A 20,518-nucleotide genomic window follows, 5' to 3' on the forward strand; every position below is an offset into this window, starting at 1 on the left:
CGCCTCCCTGCCTGAGTATAAATATTAGTGTTTGAGGGTTTTGGATTCTGATTCACTGATCAGCTTCATTTGCTCAGGATAACCGTACGTACCGTGCTCACTGATATCCAGACCCATCAATTCTTCTTCTTCCGTCACACGGATACCCATAACCATCTTCATTACATACAGGATAACGAAGGACATCACGGCTACGAACACGAAGGTTCCGACTACACCCAGCGCCTGCACGCCTAGCTGATGGAAGCCGCCGCCGTAGAACAGACCGGCTTTACCTACAAGTGCGCCTTTTTCAATCAGATCTGGTGCTGCGAAGAGGCCTGTAGACAACGCACCCCACATACCTGCGATACCATGTACAGAGAAAGCATAGATCGGATCATCCAGTCCTGCACGCTCCAGCCACTGCGAAGTCATGAAGGTGAAGGCACCGGCAATGAGACCGATAACGATGGCTGCCCAAGGCTCTACGAAGGCACAGGCACCGGTGATGGCAACCAGGGCTGCCAGTACGCCGTTAAGCATGGCCGGAATATCTGATTTGCCGAAGTACAGCCAGGAAGCTGCCAGTGCTGCCAGACCGCCTGCCGCCGCTGCAATGTTAGTAGTCAGTGCTACGTGTCCGAAGAATCCGCCCATAGGAGACAACGCACTGCCCGGGTTGAAGCCGAACCAGCCGAACCAGAGAATGATTACACCAAGTACAGTGAATACCTGGTTATGTCCCGGAATAATGACCGGCTTGCCTTCTTTGTTGAATTTGCCAAGACGGGGCTTAAGGAGAATGGTCGCCACTACAGCCGCCGTTGCACCTGTAAGATGGACTACTGTAGAACCTGCATAATCCTGCATGCTCAGCTCCGCCAGCCAGCCGCCGCCCCATACCCAGTGAGCTACAACCGGATAAATCACAACTGAGAAGAGAATTCCGAAGATAATATATACGCTAAGCTTAGCACGTTCAGCCATACCGCCGGATACAATGGCCAGGGAGACTGCCGCAAATGCCATTTGGAACAGGAATTTCGTATTTAGGGTAACATCGGAGAAGGCCAAAGATTCGAATGCAGAGGCTGTTGAATCGCCGCCGTAGAAGAAGCCTGTAGTTCCGAAGAAGCTGTTCCCGTTACCAAAGCCAAGGCCAAAGCCCAGTGCCCAGAAGCACAAGCTTGCAATCGCCAATGTCAGTACCGTCTTACCGGCCACGTGACCGGCATTCTTCATCCGGACCGAACCAGCCTCAAGTAGTGCGAATCCTGATTGCATGAAGAATACAAGGATAAATGCCAGGAACGTAAATGCAGTGTCAAGTCCAATCTGCAGATCCGGTGCTGCCGGACCCTCAGCTGCGAAGGCGCTGACCGGATAGATCATCAGTGTAATCATACCCAGGAACATCATCAACATCTTTTTTTTCATATTGTACCCCACTCCCCAATGTTATATTTTCTAACAAAGCGTGAAACTCTTAATGTCATTATAATCAGAAGTCAGGTAAATTGACAAGACTATTTTTTTGAATGTTTTAATTTAATTTTGGAAGCTGTGCCATTCTTCATTCAAGGACTACTCCCAATCACGATTACCGGTAACCCGCCAGAATTAGCGCGTCTCTTTACGTACCAATTATGCAAACGCATACAGTCAATAGAGTTCCCCCCTTACCTTCATACTGCATTTTTATTAACGTCCATTAGTAAACATGCCTTTTTTTATCCTAGATTACTCCCCCTACAACTCTCAGCCTACTGTAACCCTGATGATTTACCGTTGACTTATCCACTCAATATATAACACTTCATGTCATGTTAAGCATAACTTCATCCCCCTAAGGAACACTCTGGTTCTATTGCCTCCCGAGCATCTTTATGAAAAGTCAGCATATACTTTAAAGTAAGCGTCACGTTTGACTGTACGGTTTCCAATTTGATATGATTATTTTACGCAGGAAATAGTGAGGTGAGATAACTTGGAGATATGACCCTTTACCGGATCGGAGAGCTGGCCAAGGCGGCCGGTATCAGTGAACGTACCATTGATTATTATACGAAGCTTGGACTGATTACACCTGAATCCAGGAGCATGAAGAATTACCGGCTCTACAGTCATGAAACCTTAGTCATTCTGCAACGTATTAATCAGCTTAAGCAAGAGAAATATACATTGGAAGAAATCAAATCCCTGATGGGCAAGTGGAATGCAGCCACACCCGAGGCCGAGGTCTCCGGCAAGCTGGTCCAGCTTGAGCTTCAGATGCAACAGCTTGAACGGGAAGTCAAGGCCCTGGAGCCCGTGATAAGCGGTTTGAAGCCTGGCCAGGCCAACCGTGCACTGGCCGCACTGATTCCTCAGGGCGTCGCCTGTATGGAAGCGATCCGGCTTCTGCTGACCCAGGGGCCGCCAATGTAACAGCTTGTAATTTATAATGGAGGAATGAGCACCTATGATGCCACTAATGTATCTATTGTTAGCTGTCGCGTTTATCTTTTCTGTATGGGCCCAGTTCAGGGTCAAGGGCAATTTCAAGAAATGGGCCAAGGTGCCTAACATGAACGGCTTAACGGGTTACGAAGCTGCCCGGCGTATGCTGGATGCCAATGGACTCTACGATGTTCCCATTGAACCGGTTCAGGGAACCCTTACAGACCACTACGACCCGATTAACCGCGTTGTGCGGCTGTCGGAGCCTGTATATTATGAAAGCTCCATCGCAGCGGTCTCCGTCGCTTGTCACGAGATTGGCCATGCGATTCAGCACAAGGAGCATTATCCAATGCTGGCGCTTCGCCACCGGATGTTCCCGGTCGTGAACTTTGCCTCCGGGGTCGCCCCCTTCATGCTGCTGGCGGGCTTCATCTTCAGCTCATTCAATCTTATTGGTCTAGGTATTATCTTCTTCTCCGCCGCAGTAGCTTTCCAGCTGGTCACACTGCCTGTCGAATTCAACGCCAGCAGCCGTGCGCGCACGATTATGTTACAGCAGGGCTTCATCCGCAACGATGAAGAGCGCGGCGTAGCCAAGGTCCTGAATGCCGCAGCGCTCACCTATGTTGCAGCAGCGCTGGTATCCCTGATCGAACTGATCCGCTTGATCCTGATGTTCCTCGGCAACCGCGATTAAGATCTATATGACTAGACAGACAATACCCCGGTAGGCTATGAGCCGACCGGGGTATTGTCTGTGTGTCTGTCTTTGAAATAGGTAAGCAGGAAGTTACGGAAGGACTGGGCGACCAGCGGGAGCTTACCTTCTGCCCGGTGAATCAGCCCCACGGTTCTGGTAATCGTAGGCTCCACCACCCGGACCTGCGCAGGCTGCATCGGGTTGGTCTGGTAGAGCGCCATCTCCGGCAGCAGACTTACCCCCATCCCGGCGGCTACAAGACCGCGGATCGTATCGGTCTCCCCGCCCTCAAAAGCAATCTGCGGCTTAAACCCTGCCGCAAGGCAGGCCTGCCACACAATCGGCCGCAGCGAGTAGCCTTGGCTGAATAATACGAACTTCTCTTCCCGCAGCTGCTCCAGCCGGATCACTTTTTCGCTGGCAAGCGGATGATTCTGCGGCAGAATGGCGAACAATTCCTCGGTCATGACGACATCTCCGGCCACATGCCCCACATTCTCGGGGAACGGCGAGATGAATGCCAGATCCACCTCTCCAGAGATAACATCCTTGATTAAGGAAGGATAGGCCCCCTGCTTGAAGCGGAATTTCACATGGGGATAATGACTGCGGAACTCCGCCACAATTGAAGGAATCAGATGTGTTCCGAGACTGTGCGGGAAGCCGATGCGAATCTCGCCGCGCTCCGGGTCAAGGAATTCATGCACCTCCGCCACCGACCGGTCGAGTTCATTCAGCACCGACTCCACTCTTTTGCAAAAGAGCTGTCCGACAGGCGTAAGCTGCAGGTTTCTCCCCTTCTGCATGAACAGATCCACCCCCAGCTCCTGCTCCAGCTGATGAATCTGGCGGCTCACCGCAGATTGTGCGACATGCAGCTCCTCCGCCGCTCTGGTAACATGTTCCTTCTGGGCAACCTTCAGAAAATACTGCAGCTGTCTAAGCTCCACGATTACACCCTTCCTTATCGCCGGTTTCGTTTGAATACACGGATGATTAGCCCATAAATGAAGAATCCGGCGATCAAGCCGCCGATATGAGCCATATAGTTGATATTTGGAGCAGCAAAGGACGTGATAATCCCCATCATCAGAAGTCCGTAAAGCGTCTTGCGCGAGCCCTCATCCATCATTGCCCTTTGGAACAATGCAATATAGAGGAACGCGCCATAGACGGCGTAGATCGCTCCCGAGGCCCCTACAGAGACAATCCCAATCTCCACAGTCCCGCGGCTGCTAACAACAACCCCAAGCAGATTAGCAATGAAGCCGCCGCCCAGATACAACAGCGCATACCGCCACCAGCCCATTAACCGCTCCAGCGGCGGGGCGAACACAAGCAGCGAGAAGCTGTTGAAGAACAAATGGGCGAAGCCGTTATGCAGGAACATCGCCGCGGCGTAGCGCCACAGCTCATCCTTCTCAGGACCCACATTGACTGTAGCCCCATACTTTACAAGCGTGTACAGGTTGGTAGAGCCGCCATTCAGGGACAGCACGATGAACATAACCACGTTGGCCAGAATCAGCGCACAGGTCACCGGATAATACCGGAGATAACTTCTCCACTTCTCATATCTTATAAAAATCATGACACCCATCCTTTTATGTATGTTGTCCAAGCTCGACATCCAGCTTCTAAAAAGATTATAATTTATTCTGGCAGGTACATGCCAATAATGTAATTCAAGGAGGAAACAAGGACATGACGCAAGAAAGAACAGGCGTAGCCACATTTAAGGGCAACCCCATCACTCTGGTAGGCCCGCAGCTGAAAGCCGGAGATCCCGCGCCGCAATTCACGGTTAGCAAGAATCTTCTGGAAGATGTTACTCTCACAGATTACGCTGGCAAAATCAAGCTGATCAGCGTTGTACCTTCCCTGGATACCGGTGTGTGCGATGCGCAGACCCGCCGCTTCAACAGCGAGGCTGCCGGTCTTGGCGATGATGTAGTCATCCTCACCATCAGCACTGACCTTCCTTTTGCCCAGGCCCGCTGGTGCGGCGCCGCAGGCATCGACAGTGTAATCACCCTGTCCGACCACAAGGAGACTTCCTTTGGACAAGCCTACGGCGTCCTGATCAAGGAATTCCGCCTCGACATGCGCTCCATCTTCGTTGTGGACAAGCAAGGCACTTTGGCTTATGTCGAGTATCTCGGTGAAATGGCTGAGCATCCGGACTACGAAGCGGCAGTTTCCGCAGTTAAAGCTCTGCTGTAAGCTGGAACGGACAGCACTGATATGTTTTACAGCATTCGAAGCTATAAATGTTCATTTTTGAAAAAAAGCGGCAGAAGGTCATCCTTCTCCGCTTTTTGCGTATGATGATCAATAAGGATATTCGCGCCACGAGCAGGCTGTCCCGCCCCCCGGAAACCGCATACAATCCCGGCAATACATGCCTGGATACTTGTCCTTAATCTACCTTATATTTGCCTAGCTTCTTATCCAGAGACTGATACAAACGTTGAATGACACGGTAATTGGCACCCAGATCTCCAAGCGACCCTCTGGATGCTGAATATATATCTACGGCACAGCGTACGGGCGTGGTGCTTAGCACAGATACGGTAATATCCAGCGAGCGGCCTAACGCCGTTCTTTTCTCTAGGGTAATCTCCCCTACAGATTGTACTTCATGCAAGACCTTATATCCAGGAATTTTCTTCAGCGTTGCGGATACTTCATCCCACGCCTTGTCTCTTGAAAGATTGTAATAACGCGTTTTAAGTGTCGGATCTTTGGCACGGTCGCTTGTTCCGTCATGACTGCGAAATAAACCGACCAAGGTTCTTTTCAACGACAAAATTCTTCCCCCTCTTCAAATCCCAAGTTCATTACTCTAAGTGTAACACTCTTGTCCGCGGAACAAAAGGGCATTGCTCACTTTAACCTTGAAAAAAGCACCCTCTACCCGCAGAAAGCAGGTAACAGGGTGCCTTGTCAATTGCATTAGAAAACCCGCCTATGCCGTCCGGCTGCAGTGTCTTCTGAACCTGCTAGAGCAGGTGGGTGACCGCAGAAGTCGTTTTTGAATTCCCCAGGTCATATAGACAGGGCTGTTCAGCCGCGCTTCATGTAGATCTCCCAAGACATTATCATTGGTTCAAAACAACGAGCAACCATAACGTACATCGCAGGATTTATAATCATTATATTGCCTTTTGACGAAAAAGTAAACCTGTATGCGCTTTATTTAACACCGGGATCATTTACCGTTGACATTACTGCCCGGATGATCAATGGAATGTTAAGTCCGCTTGAAATCCTTACCGGTATTCTTGTCTCTGTCGTCTTCATCGTCATCATCCTCGTCGTCGGACGCAAGACCTTCATTCTCTGCCGCTTCCAGCGCGGCCTGCTCTTCAGCCAGCTTCTTCTTCTCCACTTGCAGTTGCAGCTTATTGTATGTAGCGAAGAAATTAAAGAAGGCGAGCATAGCAATCAGTGTAGGAATACAAATCACGTAGAGAACCGGATACCGCAGACCTATATAGAGAAGAACGCCAGAACCAATCAACGTCGAGAACACACGGATCGGCCGGGCGATCGTGAGCAGAATCGAATTGGTTACCACTTCCTTGAACGTCATCTGGTAGTGAACCACGATGGAGAAGAAGTTAAACATCGATACGAACAAAATAATCATCAGCACCAGCATCAGGATACCGACGATCTTGAAATTCGGCATTTGCGTCATGTATACGGTCACATCAACGTACATCACGACAAACAGCAGGGTGTAGATAAGCCCTCCCAGCATGCTTTTCAGATAATTCTCTTTGTACCCCTGAAAAAAAGTGCGGAATGTACTTACATCAGTATTGCCCATTACCCATTTGCGCACCACTGTAAATAACGCCGACGTCGCCGGAAATACAGTGAATGGCGCGAATACACCAAGTACCCAGTTCAGCATAATCTGCTCATTCGGCCCGCCTGCTTCTGAACCCAGCATGAGGATCTTCATAATTCCTGCGAACAGGAACGGTATCGAACACAATGCCCATAAAATATTGCTGAAGGCGATGCGTGAGATCCATTCCGTGATGCGGTATATACCGCCCATTGCTCCTTTAAACTCCAATTCCCTTCCTCCTGTCTATCTTGTGCGTACTGCGTATCTTAACTATACCTGTTTGTACAGGACTTTTCCAGCGCCCAAGTTTACAAGTTCTAGGTATGTGTCTAAGCAAGCTCTGTAATACGTCCATATATTACATTGTAACCACAACAAATCCCCCATGCTCAAAGGAGGTTGACCTCATGTCCGCACCTGGCTGCTGCAATCCCTGGACTTCCACTGGAACGATTCTCGTACTCTTCATCCTGCTGGTCATCATTAGCCGTACCTTCATCTAAGCGAGTCCACAGTAAAAAAGAAGACGGGAACCGGTAACGGTTGCTCGTCTTCTTCAAGGTGTGCTGTTACGACTTAAGCGTCAAAATCCTGCTTGGCCGGGCGGGTGCTTGTGCTGCTCGGACGCGAGGATGGTCTTGCGTCTGTGTTACGGCTCGCTCCATCACGGTTGCCTTTGTAGCCGCCGCCGTAGCTGCTGCCGCTTCCGCTGTTGCCGCCATAGCCGCTGCTGTAGCCGCCACGGGTGCTTCCGCCGCTGCTGGCGTTGTCACGATTTCCGCGATAGCCGCCGCCGCTTGCATTGTCCCGGTTGCCGCGATAGCCGCCACCGGAGCTAGAACCGGAACCTGTACGGTTACCGCCATAGCCGCCGCCGTTAGGCTTGCGTCCGCTGCGGATATCGTTTTTGCCGCCGCGACGTTTGGCACGAATCGGATCTTCCGGAGTCAACTCAATTTGCGCATCCTTGTTATCGCCGGTAAGAAGCTTCATTGCTGCGGACAGCAGCTGTACAGAATCGTATTGCTCCAGCAATTGAATGGCAATTCCTTTGTATTCGTTCAGTTCGCCGCCATCCTCAACCATTGCAAGCAAACGTTCTGCTGTAATGCGTTGTTTGCCTTCAATAGCCTCAGCCATTGTAGGAAGCGGTTTGCGGGTAATGCGGTGACGGGTCACGCGTTCGATCAGGTGCAGGTGATCCATTTCGCGCGGAGTTACGAAGGACCAGGCAGTTCCTTCTTTACCGGCGCGGCCTGTACGGCCGATACGGTGTACATAGCTCTCAGGGTCCTGCGGAAGGTCGAAGTTGATTACATGCGTTACGCCGGATACGTCCAGGCCGCGTGCAGCTACGTCTGTAGCAACCAATACATCAATGCTGCCGTCACGGAATTTGCGCATTACAGCATCGCGCTGGTTCTGCGACAAGTCGCCATGCAGGCCGTCAGCGGAATAGCCGCGTTTCTGCAAGCCTTCAGCAAGCTCGTCTACCCGGCGCTTGGTGCGGCCGAATACAATTGCCAGATCTGGCGATTCCATGTCAATCAAGCGGCTAAGCGCTTCGAATTTCTGGCGTTCAGGCACTTCAACATAAGCCTGGTCGATAAGCGGTGCGCTAATCTGCTTAGGAATTACGGATACATGCTGCGGGTTCTTCAGGAACTGCTGGGCAAGGCGTTGAATGTTAGGAGGCATAGTAGCCGAGAAGAGCATGGTCTGACGTTCTTCAGGAACGAGCTTGAGGATGGTCTGGATATCCTCCATGAAGCCCATATCGAGCATTTCATCGGCTTCATCCAGTACGATCGTCTGAACATCATCCAGGCGGATGGTCTTGCGGTTGATATGGTCCAGGAGGCGTCCCGGTGTACCAATGATAATCTGTGGTTTTCTCTTCAGTCCGCGGATCTGGCGGCCGATATCCTGCCCGCCGTAGATAGCCAGTGAACGAAGTCCTTTGAAGCGGGTCAACTTACCGATTTCTTCAGCGACCTGGATGGCAAGTTCACGTGTTGGCGTCATTATCAGTGCCAGAATCTTCTCTTCTTCTCTTGCGATCTTGGAGATGAGGGGAATCCCGAAGGCTGCGGTCTTACCTGTACCCGTCTGTGCCTGGCCAATTAGATCCGATCCGGCCATTGCAAGCGGAATAGCCTGCTCCTGGATGGGTGTTGCTTCCTCAAATCCTAGCTCTGTGATTGCTTGAAGTACTTTTGGCTCCAAGCCGAATTCTGCGAATGTTTTCAAATTATTCATGCTCCTTCTATACAGTGGACATTCCACATGCTTGTCTGTATTCTTAAGTAGCGGTAAACACATTTATAGGCTGTCCAATCATGCCGTATTTCCTGCATGGTTTAGCGCGTATTGGGACAAAAAAATGTCCTATGATCAGGCCACTACTTACACCTGACAATTGCAGCTTCGCATTCTAAAGCAATGCAAAAATACCATTGTAACGTCCTACTCAAGAATATCCTATACATTATATCACAAACCCGATCAGGAATACCAGTGTATTCCTTACTTTCATTACTTACATGACACTCACACTACATTCAGAGGTGAATTTGCTTGGTTAAACTAAGATTATTCGGGAGCTTTCTTGCCGTTCTCTTCGGGTCAGCGATGATCGCGAGCGGCTTTAATCTGTTCCTGATCCCCCACAGACTGCTCAGCGGAGGCGTATCCGGCCTAGCGATGCTGGCCGGTTATTTCACTCCTTTTAACATCAGCTTACTGTATTTACTCTTCAATATCCCGCTGCTTGCTGCCGGATGGTTCCAGCTGGGCCGGAGATTTATCATTCTGAGCATTGTCTCTGTAGGGGCAACAACCTGGTTAATGACAGTCGTGCCTGTCGTTCAGGTATCCTCGGATATGCTGCTCGCCTCTGTATTCGGAGGGGTGCTTGTAGGTGTCGGGGCTGGTGTATCCTTCCGCGTAGGAGGCTCCTCGGGCGGCTTCGATATTCTGGGCTCCATTATAACACGGTACCGGGATTTCCCGGTAGGCAGTGTGCTTGTTGGCCTCAATGGTCTCGTCATTCTTGCTGCGGCTTATTTTGACGACAACTGGAATCTGGCGCTTGCATCCATGGTCTCCATTTACGTCACTGGCAAGGTAGTCGACCTAATTCATATCAGTCACATCAAAGTCACCGTATACATCATCACCAACCGGACTGACGAGCTGCTGCAGCAATTGCTGGGCCTTCAGCGCGGAGTTACAAAATTCAAGACAGAAGGTGCTTATTCTCATGTAGAACGGGACATGCTAATGACAGTGACCACACGGTATGAGCTTGCAGAGCTGAAGCGTATTATCAAAACAAGCGACCCGCAGGCTTTTGTTAATATTGTTGAGACTGTCGGTGTGATGGGCTCTTTCCGCAAACGGTAATTTATAAGAAAATGCTTATCCTTTCAAATTTATGTTATATTATAGCTACGCAGGACCTTAACAATTTCATGAAGATTGTGATTTACCCTCTTTTTTCCAGGCACTTCGTTTTTCCGGGTGGACCCTGAATTCTGATTCAGTTCGATTCGAAAAAGGAAAGGGTGATTGTTGTGGAAATGGAAACGGTAAAACTGTCAGCAATCGTCATGAGGTGGTATCCGGATATGATACCGTTCCTGAAGCAGGACGAACTCAATTCTGTAATCGTACTGCGTGACGGTCTGAGTATTCTGGAACCGGCAGATGCCATGGATATCATCCATTACAGCATTTGCGAGCATCAGAATTCTGCGTATCTTCATTAAGCAAGCTGCCCTAAAGAGCAAGTTGTAATAGTTGCCGCCCTGGTCATTGGCCTTCGTGCCAGTCCGGGGCGGCATTTACTTTTATATTCAGCGGTTCAAAATCTGTACATCCCGTTTATAAACAACAAGAGCTGAAAGATGACATCAAAAAATTACGGGTATTGTTACAAGTCTGTTCTTTTTGGGTGCATCCGTTACCTTATACTTTATAAGGAATGTACATAAAGGGAGCGAATAAGAAATGAATATCACCTGGGCTTTACTGATGATGGCACTGGGAGGCGTGGGTGTCCCGAATCAAGGACATGAAGCCGATGTGGCAGCAGTACTGCAGGGCGCCATGAATCCCCCCATCGTCGCAGAACACACAACGAATCCTGACGCAGCAGCATCACCGAACGGAGGCGGCACTGCCTCTCCTGCACCTTCACCAAGCGCATCGCCGGAGACAGCACGTATTGCTGATCCGCAGCCGGATGCTCCCAAGGTTAAGGGGATATACGTGACTGCCTACAGCGCCGGGGGCGCACGGATGGAGACTCTGCTTGCCCTGTTGGACAAGACTGAGCTGAACTCTATGGTTATCGATATTAAGGATGATGCCGGATATATCACCTACAAGACAGACAATGCTGAGCTTCAGCAAATGGGACATCCCCAGCCGTTCATAGGGGATATCAACAAGCTGATGACCCGCCTGAAGGAGCATAATGTCTACCCGATTGCGCGGATTGTAGTCTTCAAGGATTCAGTGCTCGCCAAAAAGAACAAGGAATTATCATTCGTTAACAAAGACGGCTCTGTCTGGGCCAACAAAGGCGGAGACAGCTTCGTCAATCCTTATAACGAAAATGTGTGGAAGTATAACGTAGATATTGCCAAGGAGGCCGTTAAGCTCGGGTTCAAGGAAATCCAGTTTGACTATGTACGCTTCCCTGAAGGCTTCGAGAAGCGTGCGGACACTCTGAAATACACGAAGAGCGACAGACCGCGCGTGGAAATCATCGCCGACTTTGTCAAGTATGCCAAAGCTGAGCTGGCACCGTTGGGAGTTCGGATCTCTGTAGATATCTTCGGTTATGCCGCCTCGGTACCTGCCGCAGAAGGCATCGGCCAGGATTTCGTGAAGATCTCCAAGAATGTCGATGTTATCAGCCCGATGGTCTATCCGAGCCATTATTCCACCGGCTGGTTCGATGTGAAGGACCCGGACAAAGACCCTTATGCTACCATTAAGGGCTCAATGGTTGATACGCACAAGAAGCTGAATCCGCTAGGCAGCTACAAACCGGTGATCCGCCCATGGATTCAGGATTTCACCGCCAGCTGGCTGGGCAGCGGGCATTATGTCAAATACGGCAAGAAGCAGGTTGAAGATCAGATTCGTGCCTTGAAGGATCAGAATATCGACGAATTCCTGCTCTGGAATGCCAACAACCGCTATACTGCCGATGTGAAGTACGACCAATAAGCTTTCTGCAATTATCCGGATGTATCCATAGCCGCACTATATTAGAGAGCCCGGCAGCTGCCGGGCTTTTTACTGGGAATATAAGTATTCAAAATAAAGATAACGGGGCATTGATGATTATGAAACAGACTTCTTCCATTAAGCAAAAGGCCGGGCAATTCCTGCATATATTGCTTCCGATTCTGATTACTCAGATTGCATTGTCGGCCATTACCTTCTTCGACACCAATATGTCCGGCAAATTCGGCACGAATGATCTGGCTGGCGTAGCCATCGGCACAAGCCTGTGGATTCCGATCCAGACAGGCCTCAGCGGTATTCTTATGGGGATCACACCCATTGTGTCTCATCTCCTCGGCAGCAAGCGGGACAAGGATGTGGCCAACCAGGTGATGCAGGGCATTTGGCTCTCCCTGATCGTATCGGTGCTCGTGCTGATTCTTGGCAGCCTCGCTCTAACACCGATCCTGAATTTCATGAATCTGGAGCCTGCGGTACGCGATATTGCCTTCCGCTTCCTCGGTGCCATCTCCTTCGGCGTTATCCCGCTGTTCGGCTATACCGTTGTCCGTAGCTGTATTGATGCCCTGGGTCAGACCCGCGTCTCCATGTTCATCACCCTGATTGCCTTGCCGATCAATGTGGGGCTTAACTATCTGCTGATCTTCGGCAACTTTGGCTTCCCCCGCCTTGGCGGAGTAGGCGCAGGCGTAGCCTCTGCAATCACGTACTGGGTCATCTTTCTGATTGCCCTAATCTTCGTCTACCGGGCCGAGCCTTTCCGTAACCTGCAGATTTTCCGTAAATTTCACGCGCTGTCCCTGGTAAGCCTCAAGGAGCTGCTGAAGATTGGTGTGCCTATCGGCTTTTCGATCTTTTTCGAGACGGCGGTGTTCTCGGCTGTAACTCTGCTGATGAGCCGCTTCGATACGATTACAATCGCTGCCCATCAGGCCGCCATTAACTTCGCCTCCACCCTCTATATGATTCCGCTGAGCATCTGTATGAGTCTGACGATTCTCGTCGGCTTCGAGAACGGCTCCGGCCGGTTGAAGGACGCGCGCCAGTATGGCATTATGGGCATTGGTACGGCGGCTGTCCTCTCCCTGCTCACAGCACTGGTGCTGATCTTCGCCGGGAATCATGTCGCCGGACTGTATTCGGATGACCAAGAGGTTATCTCGCTGATCCAGCATTTCCTGATCTACGCGATCTTCTTCCAGATCTCCGATGCCATCGCAACCCCCACCCAAGGCGTGCTGCGGGGATATAAGGATGTTAATCCAGCGTTCGTCATCTGCTTCATTGCTTATTGGGTGATCGGCCTGCCCGTCGGATACCTGCTCGCCACTTATACTGAGCTTGGGGCCTACGGCTACTGGATTGGACTCATTACCGGCCTTGGAATCGGCGCAATTCTGCTGCTGGCCCGGCTCGTCAGGGTGCAGCGCAGATTCGCCCCGGAGAAGGCATAAATCCCCCCGCAAAGTGCAGCTACAGCTTGAATGTATACTTCAATTCTTATATTTGAATAAAAACAGCCACAGACATTCGGGAGATCCCCTTCGTCTGTGGCTGTTCTTCATCACCGGCTTTTTACAAGCAGATCTACCGCTTCCTTAATCACGTGTTCAGGAGAATTCCCCTTCGCCAGCTCTTCCTGGATACAGTGCTCCAGATTGTCTCCGATTACTGCACCAATAGAGCGGTCTACGGCTGTCCGGATCGCAGTCAGTTGATTGACAATCTCACGGCAATCCTTGCCTTCCTCCAGCATCCCCAGCACTCCTCTTACCTGACCTTCGATACGCTTCAACCGGTTGGTAATAGCTTTATCATATTCCACTGTCAATCAGCCCCCTCTAGATGAATAAATTCACGCCGGAGTCCTCGGCAGCTCCAAGATAGCTGGCAACACCGCCGAAGTCTACACCTTCGATCAGTTCTTCCTGCTTAATCCCCATGATGTCCATACTCATCGTACAGGCCATTAGCTTCACCCCGGCATTCATAGCCGCCTGCATAAGCTGTTCCAGGGAATCTACATTTTTGTGGCGCATCGTATACCGGATCATTTTGGCACCGAGCCCGCCCATATTCATTCTGGATAAAGGAAGCTTGCGTGTCCCCTTAGGCATCATCATGCCAAACATGGTCTCAAGACCCGACTTCTTCACCTGCGGAGACTGCGCGCGCCGAAGAACATTCAGCCCCCAGAAGGTAAAGAACATGGTGACCTGCTTGCCCATCGATGCGGCACCTATAGCAATAATGAACGAGGCAATGGATTTGTCCAGATCGCCGCTGAATACAACCATCGTTGTCCCTTCGTCGACCGCTGTCTGCGCGGCCTGAACGCCGGTGCTGTCCGACAGGTCTTGTCCTTTGCGTACCAGTGCCCTCACCTTGCCGCCGGAGACATCCACCGATTCCAGAGTGTTGTGAGTCTTGCTGCACCACTGCCCTATATCAGCAGCGAATCCAAAATCTGTAGCAAGAATCTCTACCTGCTGGCCTTCCTCCATTGCATTCACGGTTTCATATACTTTAAGTATAGGTCCTGGGCACTGTAGTCCGCAAGCATCCAGCACAAGACGCGGTTTACTGCTAAGTTGTTCCTGCTCGCGGACTATACTTGCTTGGGGCTGTTCCTTCAACTTCAAGGCTGGCACCTCTGGCTTTCCCGGATTGCCAGTCTGATTCCCCCTTACCATGGCCGCATATGTTTTGTAGCCTCCGTCAACGTTTCGTACTGCAAATCCATATTGGGTTAACATCCGGGCAGCAATGTAGCCGCGCAGCCCTACCTGACAGGATACGGCGATCTCCTGATCCCCCGGAATCTCTGTAAGCCGTTCTCTCAGCTCAGCCAGTGGAATATTGATAGAACCGGGGATATAACCGGCTACCCGCTCTATTTCGTCTCTGACATCAATGATAAGGCCGCCAGTGCGGGTGAATTCATCCACTTCATGCCATTGTAGATTGCGGACGAGTCCTTCCATCAGATTGGAGGCCACATAGCCCGCCATATTGACCGGATCTTTGGCTGAGGAATACGGCGGCGCATACGCCAGCTCCAGATCCGCCAGCTCATCAGCCTTAAGCTTGCTGCGGATAGCGGTGGCAATGACATCTATTCTTTTATCGACACCGGCACTGCCGACCGCCTGCGCTCCATATATCTCTCCGGTCTGCGGGTTGAACAGCAGCTTGAGCGCTATCGGTGCAGCACCGGGGTAGTAGCCGGCGTGGGAATTCGGATGGATATGCACAGCTTCAAAGGGAACGCCCAGTGAACTAAGCGTCTTCTCATTATTTCCGGTCAGCGCAGCAGTCATATCGAAGAGCTTGATAATCGCAGTACCTAATGCTCCTGTATACGAGGCTTCCCGGCCATTGATATGATCAGCGGCCAAACGCCCCTGACGGTTGGCACCCCAGGCAAGGGACACCATGGTATCGAACCCCTGAACACGGTCCTTCACTTCAATGACATCTCCAACAGCATAGATAGCCGGATCACTCGTCTGCAGTGAAGCATTCACCTTAACCGCCCCGCGGATGCCCAGCTCAAGTCCACAGCTTCGTGCCAGGTCATTCTCAGGACTGACCCCAATCGCCAGAATAACCATATCCGTGCTAAGCTCCCCGCCTGAGGAGAGACGAACCAGACGGCCTTGTTGTTCAAAAGCCTCTACGCCCTCATTCAGCCGCAGCTCTACCCCATGCAGACGCATATGCTCCTCCAGCGGACGAACCATCTCCAGGTCAAGCGGGTTCAGAATCTGCTGTCCCCGGTCAATTACGGTTACGGCAAGCCCCCGTTCCCGGAGATTCTCAGCCATTTCAAGACCGATAAAACCTGCTCCAATTACAGTGGCATGCCGGGGGTGACGGCTGTCCACATATGCCTTGATACGGTCTGTATCCGGAATATTCCTTAGTGTAAACAGGTTATCCGCCTCAGCGATTCCGGGAAACGGCGGAACGATAGGCTTCGCCCCCGGAGAGAGCACTACAATATCATATGGAATGTGCAGCGTTTCACCTGTTGTAACATTGCGGCAATGTACCTGCTTGCGTTCACGGTCAATCGCCGTTGCCTCGGTGAAGATTCTCACATCGATATTAAAGCGCGCCTGTATACCAGCCGGTGTCTGCAGGAACAGCTTATCTCTTGAATCAATAGTCTCTCCAATATAATAAGGCAAGCCGCAGTTGGCAAAAGAAACATGCTCTCCCCGCTCTAAAATTATAATGTTGTCTTCTTCGTTCAGTCTTCTTAAGCGTGCTGCAGCGGATGCCCCTCCGGCAACTCCGCCGATAATGACTATAGTTCTGCTCATATTATTTCCCTCCCATTTGTATACCCCTATGGGTATTATAATATACGGGTGGGGGTATATAGTCAAGCCAAAAAACGGAGCAGTCTCTTCCGGTAATGGAAGGATGACTGCTCCGCTAAGAAATGGAGATTGGATGAATTCTTGGAGTTGTTACTGGGATAGACGGGAAGCCAATTCATACAGCTCGATATTGAAATCTTTCTTCGTGTTCACTACCTTGTCGATATCAGTAAGAACCAGTTCCCCTTTAATAATCCCGCATGCCTTGTCTGATTCGCCTTCAATCAGCTTGCGGACCGCGAAATCAGCCAGACGGCTGGCAAGGTTACGGTCTCCCGGAGTTGGAGTACCCCCGCGCTGAATATGTCCCAGAACCGTAACACGGGCATCCAGGGAAGCATGGCGGTCTTTGAGCGCCTGAGCAACATCCTCACCCTTGCCGACGCCTTCAGCCACAATGACAATACTGTGACGTTTGCCGCGTGCGAAATTATCCTTCATCCGGTCTGCTACCTCATTCAGATCATAAGGCATTTCCGGCACCAGAATCGTCTCCGCCCCGGAAGCAAGACCCGCATGCAGGGCGATGTCCCCGCAGTGACGGCCCATAACCTCCACGATGGATGAACGTTCATGGGAAGACATGGTGTCGCGCAGTTTATTGATCGCATCCACGACCACGCCTACGGCCGTATCGAATCCAATCGTGTAATCCGTGAAAGAGATATCATTATCAATGGTTCCCGGAAGAGCCATCGTCTTGATTCCCAGCTTGCTGAGCTTGTTGGCGCCATGATAAGAGCCGTCTCCGCCGATAACAACCAGACCGTCGATGCCGAGCTCATTCAGAATGTCAGCACCCTTCTGCTGGCCTTCCGGCTTCATGAATTCCAGACAACGTGCAGACTGCAGAACGGTACCTCCGCGCTGGATGATATCTCCGACACTGCGCAGATCCATCGGGAAAATGTCACGGTTCAAGAGGCCCTGATACCCGCGCTGAATGCCGAATACCTCAATTCCAAAGTAGATCGCGCTGCGGACAACCGCACGCACTGCGGCGTTCATCCCCTGGGAGTCTCCACCGCTGGTTAATACTGCGATTTTTTTTACGTTTGACATTCTGTTAGTTCCTCCTTAAATTTGTGCCGGTTTCTCCCCTTACCCGAAGAAGACCCAGCAGCATCTAATACATGTGTTTGCGTATCCAGCGGCTGTTGACGAAGAAGAAGAGTCTGGTCAGCGGACTATTCTTCATCAGCCTCCGAGATACCGAGCGGACCTCCCGCTGCTCACTAACCTTGGGATCGGATAAATACAGTGCCAGCAGTCCTTCGATGATCATACGGTGCATGGAGTTCTCGGGAAGACTCCGGACATCCTTGCGGGCCCACTCCACAATGGAAGCGATCCGGTTCAGCATCATATCCGTATTCTCATAATAATTGCAGAAATTGAGATCACCGCCGGCCCGGTCTTCATCCTGGTCAATCAGATAATCCAGCATGATATGCAGACCGCACACATGCGGAAAATAAGCAGCACGAATGGATGATGATGCCACTGTACTTAGCTTAGGATCACAGGACGCCAGAAAAAGCATAAATACGCCCAGAGTTGAACCGGTTGCGGCCGCGAATTCATTCCACTGGAGATGAGGCGCCCGGTGCCCCTCCTTCTCCCACCATTCCTTGAGGGCAGCTTCCCGGAGCTCCGGGTGAATGTGCTTATATACCTGAAGATCGGTATACAATACAGCCAGATTATAGACCTCTTCAGCAGCAGCGCCGTACCCGGGTAGCCGGGAGGTCATCTCCTGGCATTTGCGGACCAGTCTGTGCAGGTATCCTCCGTCATTCTGTTCCGTCCGCAGCGCGTAGTAGTTCACAGGCTCTGCGCCGGGGGTAACAGCATCCAGCATGGACTTATGCAGCAGCCGGAAATCAGCCGGGTCCAGCGAAGTACTGCGGTCACACAGGTTGTCCAAATAATCACTGATCGTCTGATAAGCAACAATTAGCGGAATCAGTATATGTCTCATCGACAAATTGCCGGCGGCATAGATTCCGCCGCCTTCGCAATGAAACTGCTTCGTTTCAATGCTGGCAAGCGCTTGCTTGCGGAGCTCGGGATCGGGAATTCCTTCTGCATCCTTGCGCCAGAAATCGAGACATGATCGCACTTCCGGCAGCACGTACTTATAGACCCTCTTCATGAGTCCAATAGGACCGCGCGGACTACGGTTACGGCCTTGCTCAAATTCATTCAATGACAGTGCCTCCACATTGTTGTCTCCTTATCCAAATCATGATTATTATAATATGCAGAGCGGATTTGTACAAACAACAAAATCACTTTCGCAAACTCTTGAAAGATTCAGAAAATCGATATTTTACGAAACCCCCGGCCTCTCCGCTTTATGCTATACTATACTTTTCTATATTCCAAAGGAGTGCACAATCATGAATGCGAGGCGGAGCGGCGGCCAATACAGTGATCAAAACTGGCTGCGATCCTTTATGTTTACGCTGTACGGCACCAGTGTGCTGGTTGTTTCTTATTTCCCGTTATTTTATGCCCACCTGGGCTTCAGCAGTCCGCAAATGGGTCTGCTCTACTCCGTAGGCCCGCTAATCTCGATTCTCTCTAATCTGTTTTGGAGTATGATAAGCGACCGGCTGGGTACCGTCCGTAAGATTATGGCCCTCCTGCTTGGAGGCCAGCTGATTACCGCCATTATTCTGGCCAGAGCCACCGATTTTTCTAGTGTCATGCTTATTTTGTCCTTTTTCTATTTCTTCTATTACCCTGTTTTTCCACTGGCAGATACGATGGCTATCAAAATTGCCCAGCGCCACGGACGGAATTTCATCACCATCCGTGTATTCGGTTCGCTCGGATACTCCTTCTTCGCCCTTACAATCGGCTATGTACTCAGAACACTGGGACCTCAGTACAGCGTAGCGATTTGTATTGTGATTGTCGTAACTGCGCTTCTGATTACGATTGGGCTGAAGGATGTGAAGCGAACCGAAGCGGCACCACTCTCTGTAGACAAGGAGTCTATGGACAAACCGCTGAAGGGCTCCGGACTCCGGGAGATTCTGCTGCAAAAGGAAGTGCTGTGGTTCTTCGGCTCTGTCTTCCTGCTTGCCATCGGCTACCGGATGAACGAGGCCTTCCTGACGATCAGCCTCAAGGGCATGAATGCAGGAGATGAGATCGTGGGCTGGGCGCTGCTGGCTTCCGCGCTCAGTGAGATCCCCATCTTCTTCCTCCTCAGCAGATATGGCGACAAGTTCAAGGAGCTGCCGCTGCTCGCCTTTGCCAGCCTGATGTTCACGCTGCGCTTTCTGTTCATGTCGCTGGCCCAGGAGCCGGGTACCGTGGTTGCCATTCAGGCCATGCACAGTATTTCGTTCGGCATCTATTATGTAACCGCCGTCCGCTACATCACACGGATCATCCCTGATCATCTGCGGGCAACCGGAATGGCACTCTTCACCGTTGTATGGTCCAGCGGCGCAGGTCTGCTTAGCGGTACCTTCGGCGGGCTGATCTACCAGGACGCCGGCCGGAATATCTTCTATCTGGTCGCTACCGGCTTCTCGATTCTGGCCTTCATCGGCTTCCTGTCCAAGCATCTGTTGGACCTCGGGGGCGGCGCAGACCGTCCTCTAAGAAACAAAAGTAAGACCCCGCTCTGAGTGATTATGGGCGGGGGGAGGGTTCTAAAAAAAGAACAAAATCACCCTAACGGATCGGATGAACAAGATTACCTTCACACGAACACAATGTATGCTGTTTTTGACATACATTCGGGCCGTGTGCCGCTGTACCAGCCCATTTACACACACCTCAGTAGCAGGAAACTATAATTTTCTAAACTAAAAAAACACAGCCCCCGAAGGAACTGTGCTGCTCAAGCTGCCTGATATTACT

At 51.0% G+C, this 20,518-nt stretch carries 19 protein-coding genes and 1 other RNA gene; 9 read left to right on the forward strand and 11 right to left on the reverse strand.

The window, feature by feature from the left end; translation table 11 throughout:
- Positions 1–24: 24 nt before the first annotated feature.
- Positions 25–1,419 carry an ammonium transporter gene (locus C162_RS33040; protein ID WP_036702197.1) on the reverse strand — a complete coding sequence of 465 codons (1,395 nt, stop codon included), beginning with the start codon at positions 1,417–1,419 and terminating at the stop codon, positions 25–27.
- 558 nt (positions 1,420–1,977) lie between these two features.
- On the opposite strand from C162_RS33040, the gene C162_RS33045 reads away from it, so the two are divergent.
- Positions 1,978–2,409 carry a MerR family transcriptional regulator gene (locus C162_RS33045; protein WP_036702199.1) on the forward strand — a complete coding sequence of 144 codons (432 nt, stop codon included), beginning with the start codon at positions 1,978–1,980 and terminating at the stop codon, positions 2,407–2,409.
- Between the two features lie 34 nt (positions 2,410–2,443).
- Complete coding sequence (locus C162_RS33050; RefSeq protein WP_442792490.1) at positions 2,444–3,121, forward strand: zinc metallopeptidase; 678 nt, start codon at positions 2,444–2,446, stop codon at positions 3,119–3,121.
- 35 nt (positions 3,122–3,156) lie between these two features.
- Here C162_RS33050 and C162_RS33055 read toward each other — a convergent pair whose 3' ends face one another.
- Complete coding sequence (locus C162_RS33055; RefSeq protein WP_036702200.1) at positions 3,157–4,074, reverse strand: LysR family transcriptional regulator; 918 nt, start codon at positions 4,072–4,074, stop codon at positions 3,157–3,159.
- A 14-nt stretch (positions 4,075–4,088) separates the two neighbouring features.
- Complete coding sequence (locus tag C162_RS33060) at positions 4,089–4,715, reverse strand: rhomboid family intramembrane serine protease (RefSeq protein WP_036702202.1); 627 nt, start codon at positions 4,713–4,715, stop codon at positions 4,089–4,091.
- A 113-nt stretch (positions 4,716–4,828) separates the two neighbouring features.
- Here C162_RS33060 and tpx point away from each other — a divergent pair, with 113 nt between their 5' ends.
- Positions 4,829–5,347 (forward strand): thiol peroxidase, encoded by a 519-nt coding sequence (gene tpx, locus C162_RS33065; protein WP_036702204.1) that lies wholly within the window; start codon positions 4,829–4,831, stop codon positions 5,345–5,347.
- Positions 5,348–5,543: 196 nt separating this feature from the next.
- On the opposite strand, the gene C162_RS33070 is transcribed toward tpx, so the two are convergent.
- The 3 genes from C162_RS33070 to C162_RS33075 form a co-directional block, all read right to left on the reverse strand.
- A complete protein-coding gene (locus tag C162_RS33070; protein WP_036702206.1) occupies positions 5,544–5,933 on the reverse strand; it encodes a DUF1499 domain-containing protein in 390 nt (129 codons plus the stop codon).
- A gap of 148 nt (positions 5,934–6,081) precedes the next feature.
- Positions 6,082–6,273: non-coding RNA, 6S RNA (gene ssrS, locus C162_RS35090), on the reverse strand.
- Positions 6,274–6,377: 104 nt separating this feature from the next.
- On the reverse strand, positions 6,378–7,214 hold the full coding sequence (locus C162_RS33075) for a YesL family protein (protein ID WP_036702208.1): 837 nt from the start codon (positions 7,212–7,214) through the stop codon (positions 6,378–6,380).
- Between the two features lie 179 nt (positions 7,215–7,393).
- Here C162_RS33075 and C162_RS33080 point away from each other — a divergent pair, with 179 nt between their 5' ends.
- Complete coding sequence (locus tag C162_RS33080; RefSeq protein WP_036702210.1) at positions 7,394–7,489, forward strand: hypothetical protein; 96 nt, start codon at positions 7,394–7,396, stop codon at positions 7,487–7,489.
- A 73-nt stretch (positions 7,490–7,562) separates the two neighbouring features.
- On the opposite strand, the gene C162_RS33085 is transcribed toward C162_RS33080, so the two are convergent.
- Positions 7,563–9,236: a DEAD/DEAH box helicase gene (locus tag C162_RS33085; protein WP_036702212.1), complete on the reverse strand. Its 1,674-nt coding sequence runs from the start codon at positions 9,234–9,236 to the stop codon at positions 7,563–7,565.
- Positions 9,237–9,563: 327 nt separating this feature from the next.
- On the opposite strand from C162_RS33085, the gene C162_RS33090 reads away from it, so the two are divergent.
- The 4 genes from C162_RS33090 to C162_RS33105 all read left to right on the forward strand — a co-directional run bounded on the left by C162_RS33090 (position 9,564) and on the right by C162_RS33105 (position 13,702).
- Positions 9,564–10,391 (forward strand): YitT family protein, encoded by an 828-nt coding sequence (locus tag C162_RS33090; protein WP_036702214.1) that lies wholly within the window; start codon positions 9,564–9,566, stop codon positions 10,389–10,391.
- A gap of 176 nt (positions 10,392–10,567) precedes the next feature.
- Entirely contained in the window at positions 10,568–10,756 is a 189-nt protein-coding gene (locus tag C162_RS33095; protein WP_171718441.1) for a hypothetical protein, read from the forward strand.
- Positions 10,757–10,997: 241 nt separating this feature from the next.
- Positions 10,998–12,227 (forward strand): putative glycoside hydrolase, encoded by a 1,230-nt coding sequence (locus C162_RS33100; RefSeq protein ID WP_036702216.1) that lies wholly within the window; start codon positions 10,998–11,000, stop codon positions 12,225–12,227.
- A 119-nt stretch (positions 12,228–12,346) separates the two neighbouring features.
- Positions 12,347–13,702 (forward strand): MATE family efflux transporter, encoded by a 1,356-nt coding sequence (locus C162_RS33105; protein ID WP_036702368.1) that lies wholly within the window; start codon positions 12,347–12,349, stop codon positions 13,700–13,702.
- A gap of 110 nt (positions 13,703–13,812) precedes the next feature.
- Here C162_RS33105 and C162_RS33110 read toward each other — a convergent pair whose 3' ends face one another.
- The 4 genes from C162_RS33110 to C162_RS33125 all read right to left on the reverse strand — a co-directional run bounded on the left by C162_RS33110 (position 13,813) and on the right by C162_RS33125 (position 18,845).
- Positions 13,813–14,073, reverse strand: a complete 261-nt coding sequence (locus C162_RS33110; protein WP_036702218.1) for a metal-sensitive transcriptional regulator — start codon at positions 14,071–14,073, stop codon at positions 13,813–13,815.
- Between the two features lie 16 nt (positions 14,074–14,089).
- On the reverse strand, positions 14,090–16,576 hold the full coding sequence (locus C162_RS33115) for a CoA-disulfide reductase (RefSeq protein ID WP_036702220.1): 2,487 nt from the start codon (positions 16,574–16,576) through the stop codon (positions 14,090–14,092).
- Between the two features lie 150 nt (positions 16,577–16,726).
- Positions 16,727–17,698: a 6-phosphofructokinase gene (gene pfkA, locus C162_RS33120; RefSeq protein ID WP_036702222.1), complete on the reverse strand. Its 972-nt coding sequence runs from the start codon at positions 17,696–17,698 to the stop codon at positions 16,727–16,729.
- 64 nt (positions 17,699–17,762) lie between these two features.
- Positions 17,763–18,845: a tetraprenyl-beta-curcumene synthase family protein gene (locus tag C162_RS33125; RefSeq protein WP_036702370.1), complete on the reverse strand. Its 1,083-nt coding sequence runs from the start codon at positions 18,843–18,845 to the stop codon at positions 17,763–17,765.
- A 193-nt stretch (positions 18,846–19,038) separates the two neighbouring features.
- Between C162_RS33125 and C162_RS33130 the strand changes: the two genes are divergently transcribed.
- The gene (locus C162_RS33130) at positions 19,039–20,283 is read left to right on the forward strand and encodes an MFS transporter (protein ID WP_051494119.1); all 1,245 of its coding nucleotides are present in this window, start codon (positions 19,039–19,041) and stop codon (positions 20,281–20,283) included.
- The last annotated feature ends 235 nt before the right edge of the window (positions 20,284–20,518 follow it).

The sequence above is a fragment of the Paenibacillus sp. FSL R7-269 genome (assembly GCF_000517865.1).
Classification (GTDB): domain Bacteria; phylum Bacillota; class Bacilli; order Paenibacillales; family Paenibacillaceae; genus Paenibacillus_AQ.

What these genes read in the sequence shown, in the direction of transcription:
- C162_RS33095 (WP_171718441.1), top strand. Translation starts at nt 10,568, where the DNA reads ATGGAAACGGTAAAACTGTCAGCAATCGTCATGAGGTGGTATCCGGAT.
- C162_RS33040 (WP_036702197.1), bottom strand. Translation starts at nt 1,419, where the DNA reads ATGAAAAAAAAGATGTTGATGATGTTCCTGGGTATGATTACACTGATG.
- C162_RS33115 (WP_036702220.1), bottom strand. Translation starts at nt 16,576, where the DNA reads ATGAGCAGAACTATAGTCATTATCGGCGGAGTTGCCGGAGGGGCATCC.
- pfkA (WP_036702222.1), bottom strand. Translation starts at nt 17,698, where the DNA reads ATGTCAAACGTAAAAAAAATCGCAGTATTAACCAGCGGTGGAGACTCC.
- C162_RS33060 (WP_036702202.1), bottom strand. Translation starts at nt 4,715, where the DNA reads ATGATTTTTATAAGATATGAGAAGTGGAGAAGTTATCTCCGGTATTAT.
- C162_RS33080 (WP_036702210.1), top strand. Translation starts at nt 7,394, where the DNA reads ATGTCCGCACCTGGCTGCTGCAATCCCTGGACTTCCACTGGAACGATT.
- C162_RS33100 (WP_036702216.1), top strand. Translation starts at nt 10,998, where the DNA reads ATGAATATCACCTGGGCTTTACTGATGATGGCACTGGGAGGCGTGGGT.
- C162_RS33045 (WP_036702199.1), top strand. Translation starts at nt 1,978, where the DNA reads ATGACCCTTTACCGGATCGGAGAGCTGGCCAAGGCGGCCGGTATCAGT.
- C162_RS33105 (WP_036702368.1), top strand. Translation starts at nt 12,347, where the DNA reads ATGAAACAGACTTCTTCCATTAAGCAAAAGGCCGGGCAATTCCTGCAT.
- C162_RS33050 (WP_442792490.1), top strand. Translation starts at nt 2,444, where the DNA reads ATGATGCCACTAATGTATCTATTGTTAGCTGTCGCGTTTATCTTTTCT.
- C162_RS33130 (WP_051494119.1), top strand. Translation starts at nt 19,039, where the DNA reads ATGAATGCGAGGCGGAGCGGCGGCCAATACAGTGATCAAAACTGGCTG.
- tpx (WP_036702204.1), top strand. Translation starts at nt 4,829, where the DNA reads ATGACGCAAGAAAGAACAGGCGTAGCCACATTTAAGGGCAACCCCATC.